The following is a 13,712-nucleotide window of genomic DNA, read 5'->3' as shown; positions in this document are numbered from 1 at the left end:
ATGCACGCTGTAGAGGGACGCTGAATTTGATCAGCGGCAAGTGCGACGGTCCGTGCGATACTTTACCGGTATCCCTATCGTCGCGTCGTCGCGGTGATTCGCAGCGTACCGAAAGATCCAATGTCCGCAACCGACCACAATCCGTCCGGAGCAAACCCACATATGCCCACCACCGTCACCTCGCCGCAGGTAGCCATTAATGATATTGGCTCCGCCGAGGATTTCCTGGCCGCCATCGACGCAACGATCAAGTACTTCAACGATGGTGACATCGTCGAAGGCACTATCGTCAAGGTCGATCGTGACGAGGTCCTGCTGGACATCGGTTACAAGACCGAAGGCGTCATCCCCTCCCGCGAGCTCTCCATCAAGCACGACGTCGACCCCAACGAGGTCGTTTCCGTGGGCGACGCGGTCGAGGCCCTTGTTCTCACGAAGGAGGACAAGGAAGGCCGCCTGATCCTGTCGAAGAAGCGGGCGCAGTACGAGCGCGCGTGGGGCACGATCGAGGAGCTCAAGGAGAAGGACGAGGCCGTCAAGGGCACCGTCATCGAGGTCGTCAAGGGCGGCCTGATCCTCGACATCGGTCTCCGTGGCTTCCTGCCCGCCTCGCTGGTCGAGATGCGTCGTGTCCGCGACCTCCAGCCGTACGTCGGCAAGGAGATCGAGGCCAAGATCATCGAGCTCGACAAGAACCGCAACAACGTGGTTCTGTCGCGTCGCGCCTGGCTCGAGCAGACCCAGTCCGAGGTCCGCAGCGAATTCCTGCACCAGCTCCAGAAGGGCCAGGTCCGCAAGGGCGTCGTGTCCTCCATCGTCAACTTCGGTGCCTTCGTGGACCTGGGTGGCGTCGACGGCCTGGTGCACGTCTCCGAGCTCTCTTGGAAGCACATCGACCACCCGTCCGAGGTTGTCGAGGTCGGCAACGAGGTCACCGTCGAGGTTCTCGACGTCGATCTGGACCGCGAGCGCGTCTCCCTGTCGCTCAAGGCGACCCAGGAAGACCCGTGGCGTCAGTTCGCCCGGACCCACGCGATCGGCCAGATCGTGCCCGGAAAGGTCACCAAGCTGGTTCCCTTCGGTGCCTTCGTGCGCGTCGAAGAGGGCATCGAGGGCCTGGTCCACATCTCCGAGCTGGCCGAGCGCCACGTCGAGGTCCCGGACCAGGTTGTGGCCGTCGGCGACGACGCCATGGTCAAGGTCATCGACATCGACCTCGAGCGTCGTCGTATCTCGCTGTCGCTGAAGCAGGCGAACGAGGACTACAACGCCGAGTTCGACCCGTCGAAGTACGGCATGGCCGACAGCTACGACGATGCGGGCAACTACATCTTCCCCGAAGGCTTCGATCCCGACACCAACGAGTGGCTCGACGGGTTCGACAAGCAGCGTGAAGAGTGGGAAGGCCGCTACGCCGAGGCCGAGCGTCGCCACAAGATGCACACTGCCCAGATGGAGAAGATGGCAGCCGACGCTGCCGCCGAGGCCGCCGCTGGTGGTCCCGTCGCGGGCAACTACTCCTCCGAGACCGGTGGCAGCGCGCCTGCGTCCACCTCCGGTCCGGCCGAGACCACGGGCGGCTCGCTGGCCAGCGATGCCCAGCTCGCGGCTCTGCGGGAGAAGCTCAGCGGCAACGCCTGATTCAGCGGTAACGCCTGAATCGACAGCTACGCAACCGAAGGCCCTGGTCCACACGGACCGGGGCCTTCGGCCGTTCCTGGCTGGGTTGCGATGGCGCGATTGTTCGAGGCACGCGTGAGTGACGCGCACCCTGCGGTGGAGTGCGCGTCGGTGAGCGGGAGTGTGGCGGGGATCAGCTCGCGGCGGCGGGGGACCAGTACGTAGCGGCCATGCCGGTGCGTTTGCGCATCGCGGCGAAGCTGTGTCTGGCCGGGGAGAGCAGGGTGCTGAACCAGGAGCGCCGGTATTCGGCGAGAGTCGCTGCGACGGCGGGGAATTCGATGCAGTGCACGCCGCCCGGCATACCGAGGCGGTGGCGAGCCGCCCGGCCATTCCTGGTACTCATGATCACCCTCCGGTAGGTCGTGCGGCCTTCTCGCCTGCGCGGAAGATTAATCCACGTGACGCGCCCGGCCCGGGACCTTCCGCCGCTCCGCCGTGGGCGTGTCGCAGGTCCTGTCCCGACACGGCGGCCGGGATGCGAGACTGGGCCCATGTTGCGGATCGGCCTCACCGGAGGCATGGGAGCGGGTAAATCCACAGTGGCGCGGACGCTGGTCGAGCTGGGGGCGGTACTCATCGACTCCGACGCGATCGCCCGCGAAGTCGTCGCCCCCGGCACGCCGGGTCTGGCGGCGCTGGTCGAGGAGTTCGGTGAGCGGATCCTGAGCCCCGACGGCAGCCTTGACCGGCCGGCGCTGGCCGCGGTTGCCTTCGCCGACGATGTGTCGCGGGGCAAGCTCAACGCCATCACCCACCCGCTGGTCGGTGCCCGCACCGCGGAACTGATCGGCGATGCACCCGCGGATGCCGTTGTGGTGCAGGATATTCCGTTGCTCGTCGAGAACGGGCTCGCACCGCTGATGCAGCTCGTCGTCGTGGTCGGGGCCGAAGAGGCCACGAGGCTGCGCAGGCTGGTCGAACACCGCGGTGTGGCCGAGGCGGATGCGCGAGCCAGGATCGCCGCGCAGGCCACCGACGATCAGCGCCGCGCGGTCGCCGATGTGTGGCTCGACAACAACGGCGCGCCGGAGGTGGTGCAGGCGCAGGTTCGTGAGCTGTGGGCGCGGCGATTGGTGCCGTTCGAACGTAACCAGCGCGAGGGCGTGCGGGCGCGCGCCGAGTACCGTCTCGTCACCGATCCGGAATGGGATGTACAGGCGCGCAGGATCATTGCTCGGCTGCACCTGGCCTGCGGTGCGTCGGCGGTACGCATCGATCACGTCGGCTCGACCGCGGTCAACGGACTGCCGGCCAAGGACATCATCGACATCCAGGTGACGGTGGCCGACATGGCCACGGCAGAGTCGCTGGCGGATGCGTTGGCGGCAGGCGGGTTCCCCCTGGCCGCGCACGTGACGCACGACAATCCGAAGCCCAGCCCGAGCGATCCGGCAGGCACCGACCTCGCGCTGTGGGGAAAACGCCTGCACGGCAATGCCGATCCCAGTCGACCTGCCAATATTCATCTGCGCGTGCAGGATTCGCTCGGCCAGCGGTTCGCGCTCGAGCTGCGCGACTGGTTGCGGGTGAGCGAGAGCGCGCGGGCGGAGTATCTGGCGGTCAAGCGTGGGGCCGAACTCGCGGCCGCGGATCTGGCCGATGAGGCGGCCGGTGACGCCTACTACGGGGTGAAGGAACCGTGGTTCGACGCGGTCTATCCGGTGGTCACCGAGTGGGCTCGCACCCGCGCGTGAACCGCGCAGCAAACTGTTAAACGTCAATGTTTCGGAAATCGGCCGACGACGGTCGCGCGCTGGGTACATTGTGCGAAGTCACTACCGGGTGACTGGATTCACAGGGGAGTTGTAGCGCGTATGACAACACATCACCGTCAGTTCGGCCGTGCGGGCTTCGGCATCACCGCACTCGGCGCCGTCGCCGCCAGCATCGTGCTGGCCGCTCCGCAGGCTGCGGCCTGGGTCGGCAACCTCGGCGTAGCCGGAACCGACCACAAGGTCGGTTGTAGCTACAAGCTCACCGCCAGCGTCGAGGTCGATCGGCTGACCTCGGTGAAGTTCACCGACAACGGCGTGGACATCCCGGGCAGCCCGGTGTCGCCGTCGCTGGTCTCGGGCACGGTGAGCATCACCTGGAAGCCGACCACGGCGGGCCAACACAAGCTCGAAGCGCGTCAGCTGCTGATCAGCGACTCGATCACCGTCACCGTCGGCGCGGCGGGCAACACCGGCAGCGCGTCGTGCGGCGGCGGCCTCGCGGATCTGTTCCCGAGCCTGTCGGCAGGCTGATACCGACCCCTCGCACCGCCCGAACCACTACCGAGGTTCGGGCGGTGCGTCGTTTCGCCGCCAGGTCAGCGTCATGCCGTGGGTGCTCAGCCACTCCTCTAGCGCATATCCGTGCGCGGCGATTCCGTCGACCGCGGCGGTCGCGTGCTCGATCGCGGCCTGGCATTGCGCGGAGTCGAGCAGGCCGACAGTGTGGGCGGCCATCAGTTCGTCGACATCGACGAGCCGGACGTCGCGGCCGGTGCGGACGAGCAGATCCAGGTAGTGGTCCACCCCGCGGATCAGGGTCGACGACTCCCAGGTGAACGCGCCGACATCGACATAGATGTCCTGCCACTGCTCGACACCGGGGTTGTAATGGAGCTTCGACGCCCGCAGCGACAACTCGGGCAGCACCCACGATTCCAGGTAGTGGAAGTGCGCGTGATCGGAATGACGGCCCATGTACAGGCCCCACGGCTCCACCCGATAGACCTCGACCGCCCGGACGAACCCTTTGGGATCGGTGTTCGTTCTGGCCGCGACGTCGAAGTACTCGACCTTGGGCGGATGCACGTGCACGGTGGATGCCTGCGTCATGAGCGCAGAATCTACCGGTTGACCGCGAAGGTCGCGCCCGGTGACCGGTTGGCCGAGGTTCGCCGAGCCGAATGTGTCAGTGGTCGCGCCTAAGCTTGATCCATGGCATTCGCAACCGAGATCCCGACGGAAGGGTACGAAGAGCGGGGTCACCCGATCGCCCATTCCGAACACCGCCCCGTCGGCACGATCGAGCGCTCGGGCGCTCGGTTCGAAGTGGTCAGCGAGTACTCACCCGCCGGCGACCAGCCCGCGGCCATCGCGGAACTCGAGCGCCGGGTGAACGCGGGAGAGAAAGACGTCGTCCTGCTCGGTGCCACCGGTACCGGTAAATCGGCGACCACCGCGTGGCTGATCGAGAAACTGCAACGCCCCACCTTGGTGATGGCGCCGAACAAGACACTCGCCGCCCAGCTCGCCAACGAGCTGCGCGAGATGCTGCCCAACAACGCGGTCGAGTACTTCGTCTCGTACTACGACTACTACCAACCCGAGGCGTACATCGCCCAGACCGATACCTACATCGAGAAGGACAGCTCGATCAACGACGACGTCGAGCGGCTGCGGCACTCGGCGACCTCGAACCTGCTCTCCCGTCGCGATGTCGTCGTGGTCGCGTCGGTGTCGTGCATCTACGGCCTCGGCACCCCGCAGTCGTATCTGGATCGGTCGGTGCAGCTCGAAGTCGGTGGCGAGATCGACCGCGACGCGTTGCTGCGGCTGCTCGTCGATGTGCAGTACACCCGCAACGACATGTCGTTCACCCGCGGCTCGTTCCGGGTGCGCGGCGACACCGTCGAGATCATCCCGTCCTATGAGGAGCTGGCGATCCGCATCGAGTTCTTCGGTGACGAGATCGAGGCGCTCTACTACCTGCATCCGCTCACCGGTGATGTTGTGCGCCAAGTCGATTCGGCGCGCATCTTTCCGGCTACCCACTATGTGGCCGGGCCGGAGCGGATGGAGCGGGCGGTCGCCGATATCGAGGCCGAACTGGCCGAACGGCTGGCGGAGTTCGAGCGTCAGGGCAAGTTGCTGGAGGCGCAGCGGTTGCGCATGCGTACCGAATACGACCTCGAGATGATCCGTCAGGTCGGCTTCTGCTCGGGTATCGAGAACTATTCGCGCCACATCGACGGGCGTCCGGCAGGTTCGGCACCGGCCACGCTGATCGACTACTTCCCCGACGATTTCCTGTTGGTGATCGACGAATCGCACGTTACGGTGCCGCAGATCGGCGGCATGTTCGAAGGTGACATGTCGCGCAAGCGCAACCTGGTCGATTTCGGTTTCCGGTTGCCCTCTGCCGTCGACAACCGCCCACTGACCTGGGAGGAGTTCGCCGGGCGGATCGGTCAGGCGGTGTATCTGTCGGCGACTCCCGGCAACTACGAGCTGGGTCAGGTCGGGGGTGAGGTGGTCGAACAGGTCATCCGCCCGACCGGCCTGGTCGACCCGAAGGTCGTGGTCAAGCCGACCAAGGGCCAGATCGACGACCTGGTGCACGAGATCCGGGAGCGCGCCGAGCGCAACGAGCGGGTCCTGGTCACCACCCTCACCAAGAAGATGTCCGAAGACCTCACCGACTACCTGCTCGGCCTCGGCGTGAAGGTCCGCTACCTGCACTCCGAGATCGACACCCTGCGCCGCGTCGAACTGCTCCGGCAGCTGCGCCTGGGCGAATACGACGTGCTGGTCGGCATCAACCTGCTGCGCGAGGGCCTCGACCTGCCCGAGGTGTCCCTGGTGGCGATCCTCGACGCCGACAAGGAGGGCTTTTTGCGGTCGAGCACCAGCCTCATCCAGACCATCGGCCGCGCGGCGCGCAATGTGTCCGGCGAAGTGCACATGTACGCGGACAAGATCACCGACTCGATGCGCCACGCTATCGATGAGACCGACCGTCGCCGGGCCAAGCAGGTCGCCTACAACACCGAGAACGGCCTCGACCCGCAGCCGCTGCGCAAGAAGATCGCCGACATCCTGGATCAGGTGTACACCGAGGCCGAGGACGAGGTGGCCGTCGGCGGCTCGGGCCGCAATGCCAGCCGCGGCAGACGCGCGCAAGGCGAGCCGGGCCGGGTCAGCGCGGGTATCTACGCCGAACGCGACGTGAAGTCGATGCCACGTGCGGAATTGGCCGCGCTGGTCACCGAACTCACCGCGCAGATGATGAACGCCGCCCGCGAATTGCAGTTCGAGCTGGCGGGCCGGTTGCGTGACGAGATCGCCGACCTGAAGAAGGAGCTGCGCGGCATGGATGCCGCGGGGATTTCCTGACGATGCCGAGGCGACGGGCTTCGGGTGGCCTGGCACCCGGGCCGTGCGACGGATCGCGCGGCTCGGGTGCCAGGCCCCGGTGGGCGAGGACTCGTGCGGTGCTAAGCCTGCTCGGCCATCCAGGCGGCGACACGGCGGTCGGCCTCTTCCTGCGAGACGTCCTCGACGCGGGTGAGCACTGCCCAGCGGTGGCCGAACGGGTCGATCACCACACCGAAGCGGTCGCCGGTGACGAAGGTTTGCGGTTCCTCGGCGCTGCGGGCACCGTGTTCGAGCGCGCGGGCGATCACCGCGTCCACGTCGGGGCAGTAGTGCACCACCGAGGTGTGCACCCAGTCCTGCGGCGCGCGAACATTGTTGTCGGGGATGGGCATTCCGAGCTGCAGGGTGGAATCGCCGATGAGCAGTTCGGCGTGTGCGGGCTGGCCGTCGGGCAGATCGGCTCGACTGAGCACCTTCGCGTCGAAGACCGCGGTGTAGAAGTCGATGGCCGCGTTACCGTCCGGCACGGCCAGAAAACAGGTGATGGAGTGGTAGTTCTCCGGAATGGGCGCAACGGGATTGGTCATGACCACGATCCTGCGCCGTCGCCGACGGCCCGTCTTGTAAGAACGCGACAGATCGGCCGACGATGACAGCGGCGCCGGATCCCGGCGATATGAGGGGAATTCTGCACCCGGAGGAGCAGTCGAGACACCGGTCGCTGAACCGGCTGGGGGTCGGGCCCGCGCTGGCCGAGTTCGCGGACCGGTACTGGGTGGTGCGATGGGATCTGCGCGGGCTACCGAGTTATTCGGCTGAGGTGCTGTCGTTTCCGTGTGTGAATGTCACCTTCGAACGCAGCACCACCCGCACCGGTGGCTTCGTCAACGGTGTGTGCACGACGAAGTACGTGCGCGAACTCGCCGAGGAGGGCGAGACCTTCGGCATCCGGTTCGCCCCCGGTGGTTTCGGCGCCTTCACCGGGATGGATGTCGGAGCGCTCCGCGATGATTCGGCCCCGTTGACCACGGTACTGCCGGAGGCGGTCGGCTTGGCCGACCAGGTGCTGGCCGAACCGTCCGACGAGCGTAGGCGGGTCATCGTCGAGGAATTCTTCGCAGGCCGCGGTCGCACCGACGATCCGCACTACGCGCTGGTGACGCGCATCGTCACGGCCATGGCCGACGATCCTGAGCTGACCAGGGTCGACCAGGTCACCGATCGTTTCGCGATTCCGATCCGCACCCTGCAACGCCTTTTCCGCCGTTACGTCGGCGCGGGCCCGAAATGGGTACTGTGCCGGTTCCGGTTGCAAGACGCCGCAGACCTGCTCGCGCACGGCCGCCCTGATCTCGCGGTACTCGCCGTCGACCTCGGCTATTTCGACCAGGCGCATTTCAGTCGCGAATTCACCGCCGCGATCGGGATGTCACCGATGGAATACGCCCGCAGTACACAGGCGGTGACCGCGGTCCCCGCAGCAGGGTGATCATGCGTACAGACCCAAGAAGTGGGGGGTCTGAAAAATCAACATTTCAGCTCGGGGTCGCGGTGTCCGTCGATAGCGTCATCGCATTCGCAGCGGCCGTTGCTGCGTGGAGAAGTCAGGAAGACAACAGTGACAACATCTTTCGACCGGACCTCGCGCCTCGGCGCTGTCGGCGCCACTTTCGCGACCGTGCTGGCCGTCGCAGCCCTGTTCGCGCCGACCGCGCACGGGGATATCTCGGACGACCAGAGGGTCGGTGTCTCGGGCACCGATCGGCTGGTCGGCTGCTCCTACACGGTGGGCGCGATCAATGTCGTCGGGTACAGCTCGGGTAACACCGGCGCGCCGGTGACCTTCTACGACAACGGCGTGGTGATCGACACCGTCGAGGTCCCGTCGATCGGCGAGACCAAGACCACGTGGCGCCCCACCACCGCCGGTCAGCACGAGCTGACGGCGAGGGTCGACAGTTATCTGCGTAGTTGGTGGATCATCCCCGCCACGGTGACCGTCGAGCCGAATACCGGCACCGGAAGCGCCGCCTGTGGGCTGCCCAGTTTCTCCGGCTGATGTGATCAAAGTCCCAGTCGCGCTGCGGTGTTGATTGTGTTGTGATAGGCCACAACTTCCTGGACCCGCCGTCTTATTGCCGCAGGTCGATCTTCGCCGTTGTCGCGAGGGCCACCCTGACAACGGGTAGGAACGCCAACACTCCCGGTGTGATCTGTTGCGATTTCTGATAAATCGGCCTGATTTGGCGTTAGGGTCGAGCCAATTGCCGCGCTGACGCTCGATTCCCGAGTGGTTCGGTGCTGGCACCGACCAAGTTGGAGGAGAGATGACCGCCTACCGGACCATTGTCGTCGGTACTGATGGCTCGGATTCGTCGTTCGTGGCGGTGGAGAAGGCCGCGGCGCTCGCCGGGGACGCGGAGGCAACTCTCGTGCTGGCCTGCGCCTACTTCCCGACCGATGACCGTGACGTCGCCGCCGCCGCCGATGTGCTCAAGCACGAGGCCTACCAGGTCCGTGGCTCGGCCCCGACCAACGAGATCCTGCTCGTCGCCCGGGAGAAGGCGATTGCCGCCGGTGCGAAGAACATCGTCGACCGCGCGATCGTCGGCGAACCGGTCGATTCGCTGCTCGACCTCGTCAACGAGGTGGACGCCGACCTGCTCGTCGTCGGCAACCGAGGCCTCAACACCCTCACCGGCCGCCTGCTCGGCTCCGTCCCCTCAGACGTTGCCCGCAAGTCCCGTTCGGACGTGTTGATCGTGCACACCGTCCGCTAGTTCGAGACGACGAAGGCCCCTGACCGAGCCACGGTCAGGGGCCTTCGTCGCGTCTCATGCCGGTTCGAGCGCGGACAGGACCTCGGGCAACTGTTCGGTGTGTACCACAGCGAGTCGCTGGGTCGCGCGGGTCAGTGCGACATACAGGTCGTTGAGGCCGCGCGGGGACTCGTCCAGGATCGCCTGCGGCTCCACCAGATACACGCGGTCGAACTCGAGGCCCTTCGCGTCGTGCACGGTGAGCACCTGAACGGATTCGCCTGCCAGCGAAGACAATTCGGGCACCAGGGGTGTGGGAGCGAGGACTGCGGAGGTACCCGGACCGCTCTCGGCTTCGAGCAACCGTGCCAGTTCGCCCGCGACGTCGGCGGGCGGCACGCGGTAGGCGCGTGGGGGATTGCCGGTCTCGCGCACCGAACGCGGCACCTTGGTACCCGGATCGATCGCGGCGAGTACATCGGCCGCGACCGCCATGATCTCGGCGGGGGTGCGGTAGTTCACCGTGAGCTCGGTGAGCTTCCAGCGTTGTGCCACATAGGGTTCCAGCACGTGCTGCCAGGACGACGCGCCCGCCGGATCACCGGTCTGGGCGACATCGCCGACGACGGTGATCCAGCGATTCGGGATGCGCCGCATCACCATTCGCCACGCCATCTGCGAGAGTTCCTGTGCCTCATCGACGATCACGTGACCGTAGGTCCAGGTGCGGTCGCCCGCAGCGCGTTCGGCGGTGGTCTGGCGGTTGCCGAATTCCTGGCGCTGGGCCAGCTGGGAGGCGTCGATCAGGTCGTAGGCCATCAGGATCTCGGGATCGAGTTCGTCCTCGATGTCCTGTGGCGCGGAACCGGTCAGGATGTCGAGGGCGTCCTGGGCCTCCTCGATCTGGGCCCGCCATCGGCGACGCGAGCGTTCGCGTTCCTCGGTGTCGTCGACGCCGAGCAGTTCGGCCAGCTCGTCGAGCAGCGGGGCGTCGGCCGCGCCGAAGGTGCCGTCGTCGGAGCGCACCAGCTCGGCGCGGTCCTCGGGGCTCAGCGTCTTGGCGGCGCGGTCGAGGCGCGCGGGGTCGGCGAGCAGGTCGGCGAGCACTTCCTGGGGCGAAAGGACCGGCCACAGTGCGGTGATCGCGGCCTGCACGTGCGGGTCGGCGCGCATCTCGTCGCCGATCTCGCTGAGATCGGCGGAGCTGAGCAGGCTCTTGCCACCGGACAGATCGGCGCCCATCGTCGCGGCGAGCTGATCGGTGAGCGCGTCGATCACCGACGACGCGAAGATCGGCCTGGCCAGGTTGTGCGGGCGACGCGAGGAGCGGGCCCGGCCGCGCGCCCTGGTCGCGATCTTGCGATCCAGGATCACCGGATAGCCGTCGAAAGCCAGGCGGACCGGCACGGACGGCACTTCCTGACGATCGCGCACCGCCTGCTTGAGCACCTCGAGCATCTCCAGCGAACCCTTGATCTCGCCGGTGCGCAGCGAGTCCTCGCGCACCGCCTTCACACCGGGATACAGGTCGCCGATGGTCGACAACAGCACGCCGGTCTCACCGAGCGAGGGCAGGACCTGCCCGATGTAGTCGAGGAAGGTGGCGTTCGGGCCGATGATCAGCACACCGCTCTTGGCCAGCTGCTGACGGTAGGTGTAGAGCAGGAACGCCGCGCGATGCAGTGCGACCGCGGTCTTACCGGTGCCGGGCCCACCCTGCACCACGAGCACGCTCTTGTGCTCGGAGCGGATGATCGCGTCCTGCTCGCTCTGGATCGTCTCGACGATGTCGTTCATGTGCCCGGTGCGGGCGGCATTGAGCGCGGCCAGCAGCGCGCTCTCGCCACCGACACCGTCGTCGGTGCCGACCACACCGTCGCGTCGGGCGGCGTCGAGGTCGAGGTACTCGTCGTTGATCGCGGTCACCGCGCGGTTGCGCGAGCGGATGTGCCTGCGTCGGGTGACGTCCTCGGGATTGGCGGTGGTGGCCAGGTAGAACGGCCTGGCCAGCGGAGCGCGCCAGTCGAGCAGCAGCGGTTCGTAGTCGTTGTCCTCGTCGAGGATGCCGAGCCTGCCGATGTAGCGCGGCTGCTCCTCGGTGCCGTCGAGGTCGATCCGACCGAAGCACAGACCGTGCTCGGCGGCGTCGTACTTGGACAGGTCTTCGTTGTAGAGCTGGGTGAACGACTCGCGCTCACTGCGCGCCTGCGGAGTGCCGCCCGCCTCGAGCAGCACAGTCTTGAGCCGCTTCTGCGCGTAGTCGCGCATGCCGTCGAGCCGGTCGTAGAGCACCGAAAGGTACTTCTGCTCCTGCTCGATCTCGCGGTCGTACGCGGCCGGAGTGGCGTCGGTGAGGCGGTCGGGCAAAACAGGACTCCTTTGTCACCGCGTTGAGAACAAGGTTGTCGAGTCTACGTGTCCGCGGGCAGGGCCGCCGCGACCGGGAAGACTTCGTCGCCGAGGACCGGGGTGAAATGTTCGACCACCGGAAAAGGCTCATAGAAGTGATGCAACAGCGCACGCCAGCGCTGGTATTCCGGCGACTCCCGGAATCCCATCGTGTGGTCGGCCAATCGCTCCCACCGCACCAGCAACAGGAAGCAATCGGGCCGCTCGACACAGCGCGACAGCGACAACCCACCGAAGCCGGGCATGCCCGCGATGATCGGATACGCCTGCGCGAAGGCCGCCTCGAAAGCGGCGGCGGCACCGGGGCGAACAGGTAACAGCGCGTGCTCGACTATCACGCCGACCAGTCTGTCAGGAGGCGTGGGTGTTGTTCGAGCGTCGATTCTGACCGAGACCGAGCTCACGATGGGCCGACGGCTTGTCGCGATACATCGCCAGGTCGGCGTCGTGCAGCACGGCCTCGGGGGTGCGGTGTTCGTGCGGGCCGAGTTCGGTGATGCCGACCGAGGCGCTCACCTCGAGGCGGTGACCGCTGGCGATGATCGGTTCCGACATGGTGCTGCGCAGCCGCTCCACCAGCGCGGGCAGGTCGTCGCGCTGCGGATGACCGGCCAGCAGCACCAGGAATTCGTCGCCACCGAGTCGCCCGACCAGATCTTCGCTACGCAGTGCCTGCTGCAGCCGCTGGGCGACGATCTGCAAGACCGTGTCGCCGATGGCGTGCCCGAGGGTGTCGTTGATCGCCTTGAAACCGTCGAGGTCGATGAACAGCACCGTGGTGACCAGGGTGCCGCCCTCGTCGGCCAGCGCCGCGGACAGTTGCGACAGGATCAGCGAACGATTCGCCAGCCCGGTCAGCGCGTCATGGGTGGCCTGGTATTCCAGCTGGCGCCTGCTGGCCCGGAACGCGGTGATGTCGGCGAACGAGGACACACCCGCCGAATCCGGGCTGTCGGGGTTGAGCAACCGGCAATTGCACGACAGCCATACCTGTTGTCCGTCGGCGCGGTCGACACCGAAGACGAACTGGGTGACCGCCTCGCCGGTCGCGAGGGTGTGTGCCATCGGATGCTTGCCGAGCGGCAACGGCTGCCCGTCGTGGTCGACCATCGTCATCGGCAGATCGTCGATGAGACGCCCGAGAACCGGCCCGGCGTCGTCGATGCCGAGTATCCGTTTGCCCGCCGGGTTGATCGACTCCAGCCGACCCCGCCGATCGACGACGATCACACCTTCCTCCAGTTGGGACACCACCGTCGTGAAGTACGCTTCCGCCTGCCGCGCCGACGCCTCCGCGGCGCGCTGCGCGGTGAGATCGTGCACCACCACCTGATAGGCGGGCTCGCCCTGCCACACGGTGAGCACCGACACCGTCTGCACCGGCACCGTGCGACCGTCCACCCGGACGAGGTCCATGTCGGCGGGTGGCGAAGCCGACCCCTCGGCGGTGAGCTTGTCGATCCGGTCGAGCATGGCCGCCACGGAATCGGGATGGACGAACAGGGTGATCGACAAGCCGAGCAGGTCATCGGCCGAGCGGGCGCCGAGCAGGCGCACCATCGCCGGATTGACGTAGACGATGGTGCCCGATTCGTGCACGCAGATGGCGTCGGGGGTGTGTTCGATCAGCGATCGGTAGCGCTGCGCGAGCTGTTCGGCGCTCGCCGCGTCGATCCTTCCTTCTCCCATTGCGAAACCCCCGATCTGGGCCTGGTCTGCGGATGGCATACCGGACTAGTCTGGTGATCCTTCATGAAATTCCGCGAGGAGCGAT

13 protein-coding genes are annotated in these 13,712 nt (G+C 66.6%); 7 read left to right on the top strand and 6 right to left on the bottom strand.

The window, feature by feature from the left end; translation table 11 throughout:
- Nucleotides 1-162 precede the first annotated feature (162 nt).
- The gene (gene rpsA, locus ACLJPD_RS30470) at nucleotides 163-1,641 is read left to right on the top strand and encodes a 30S ribosomal protein S1 (protein ID WP_378908904.1); all 1,479 of its coding nucleotides are present in this window, start codon (nucleotides 163-165) and stop codon (nucleotides 1,639-1,641) included.
- 172 nt (nucleotides 1,642-1,813) lie between these two features.
- Here the strand turns inward: rpsA and ACLJPD_RS30465 are convergent, their stop codons facing one another.
- Nucleotides 1,814-2,026, bottom strand: a complete 213-nt coding sequence (locus ACLJPD_RS30465; RefSeq protein WP_410876709.1) for a hypothetical protein — start codon at nucleotides 2,024-2,026, stop codon at nucleotides 1,814-1,816.
- A 148-nt stretch (nucleotides 2,027-2,174) separates the two neighbouring features.
- Here ACLJPD_RS30465 and coaE point away from each other — a divergent pair, with 148 nt between their 5' ends.
- Complete coding sequence (gene coaE, locus ACLJPD_RS30460) at nucleotides 2,175-3,377, top strand: dephospho-CoA kinase (RefSeq protein ID WP_410876707.1); 1,203 nt, start codon at nucleotides 2,175-2,177, stop codon at nucleotides 3,375-3,377.
- Between the two features lie 120 nt (nucleotides 3,378-3,497).
- The gene (locus tag ACLJPD_RS30455) at nucleotides 3,498-3,929 is read left to right on the top strand and encodes a hypothetical protein (protein WP_410876706.1); all 432 of its coding nucleotides are present in this window, start codon (nucleotides 3,498-3,500) and stop codon (nucleotides 3,927-3,929) included.
- A 27-nt stretch (nucleotides 3,930-3,956) separates the two neighbouring features.
- Here ACLJPD_RS30455 and ACLJPD_RS30450 read toward each other — a convergent pair whose 3' ends face one another.
- Complete coding sequence (locus tag ACLJPD_RS30450; protein WP_410876704.1) at nucleotides 3,957-4,508, bottom strand: DUF402 domain-containing protein; 552 nt, start codon at nucleotides 4,506-4,508, stop codon at nucleotides 3,957-3,959.
- Nucleotides 4,509-4,610: 102 nt separating this feature from the next.
- Here ACLJPD_RS30450 and uvrB point away from each other — a divergent pair, with 102 nt between their 5' ends.
- On the top strand, nucleotides 4,611-6,788 hold the full coding sequence (gene uvrB, locus ACLJPD_RS30445) for an excinuclease ABC subunit UvrB (RefSeq protein ID WP_410876703.1): 2,178 nt from the start codon (nucleotides 4,611-4,613) through the stop codon (nucleotides 6,786-6,788).
- Nucleotides 6,789-6,889: 101 nt separating this feature from the next.
- Here the strand turns inward: uvrB and ACLJPD_RS30440 are convergent, their stop codons facing one another.
- Complete coding sequence (locus ACLJPD_RS30440; protein ID WP_410876701.1) at nucleotides 6,890-7,357, bottom strand: VOC family protein; 468 nt, start codon at nucleotides 7,355-7,357, stop codon at nucleotides 6,890-6,892.
- A gap of 62 nt (nucleotides 7,358-7,419) precedes the next feature.
- On the opposite strand from ACLJPD_RS30440, the gene ACLJPD_RS30435 reads away from it, so the two are divergent.
- From ACLJPD_RS30435 to ACLJPD_RS30425, 3 genes are all read left to right on the top strand, one after another.
- Entirely contained in the window at nucleotides 7,420-8,259 is an 840-nt protein-coding gene (locus ACLJPD_RS30435) for a DUF6597 domain-containing transcriptional factor (protein WP_410876699.1), read from the top strand.
- Between the two features lie 129 nt (nucleotides 8,260-8,388).
- Nucleotides 8,389-8,829, top strand: coding sequence for a hypothetical protein (locus ACLJPD_RS30430; RefSeq protein WP_410876698.1), 441 nt, complete (start codon nucleotides 8,389-8,391; stop codon nucleotides 8,827-8,829).
- Nucleotides 8,830-9,097: 268 nt separating this feature from the next.
- Complete coding sequence (locus ACLJPD_RS30425; RefSeq protein ID WP_410876697.1) at nucleotides 9,098-9,550, top strand: universal stress protein; 453 nt, start codon at nucleotides 9,098-9,100, stop codon at nucleotides 9,548-9,550.
- Between the two features lie 54 nt (nucleotides 9,551-9,604).
- On the opposite strand, the gene ACLJPD_RS30420 is transcribed toward ACLJPD_RS30425, so the two are convergent.
- Genes ACLJPD_RS30420 through ACLJPD_RS30410 form a run of 3 tightly spaced genes read right to left on the bottom strand, consistent with a single transcriptional unit; the run spans nucleotide 9,605 to nucleotide 13,627 of the window.
- Nucleotides 9,605-11,896 (bottom strand): HelD family protein, encoded by a 2,292-nt coding sequence (locus ACLJPD_RS30420; RefSeq protein WP_410876696.1) that lies wholly within the window; start codon nucleotides 11,894-11,896, stop codon nucleotides 9,605-9,607.
- A 44-nt stretch (nucleotides 11,897-11,940) separates the two neighbouring features.
- A complete protein-coding gene (locus ACLJPD_RS30415) occupies nucleotides 11,941-12,276 on the bottom strand; it encodes an antibiotic biosynthesis monooxygenase family protein (protein ID WP_410876695.1) in 336 nt (111 codons plus the stop codon).
- A 13-nt stretch (nucleotides 12,277-12,289) separates the two neighbouring features.
- Nucleotides 12,290-13,627 carry a diguanylate cyclase domain-containing protein gene (locus tag ACLJPD_RS30410; RefSeq protein ID WP_410876694.1) on the bottom strand — a complete coding sequence of 446 codons (1,338 nt, stop codon included), beginning with the start codon at nucleotides 13,625-13,627 and terminating at the stop codon, nucleotides 12,290-12,292.
- Nucleotides 13,628-13,712 lie beyond the last annotated feature (85 nt).

Source organism: Nocardia sp. A7, from assembly GCF_046549215.1.
Classification (GTDB): domain Bacteria; phylum Actinomycetota; class Actinomycetes; order Mycobacteriales; family Mycobacteriaceae; genus Nocardia.
Note: the sequence above shows the minus strand (reverse complement) of the source record. Positions and strands in the feature narration are given on the sequence as shown.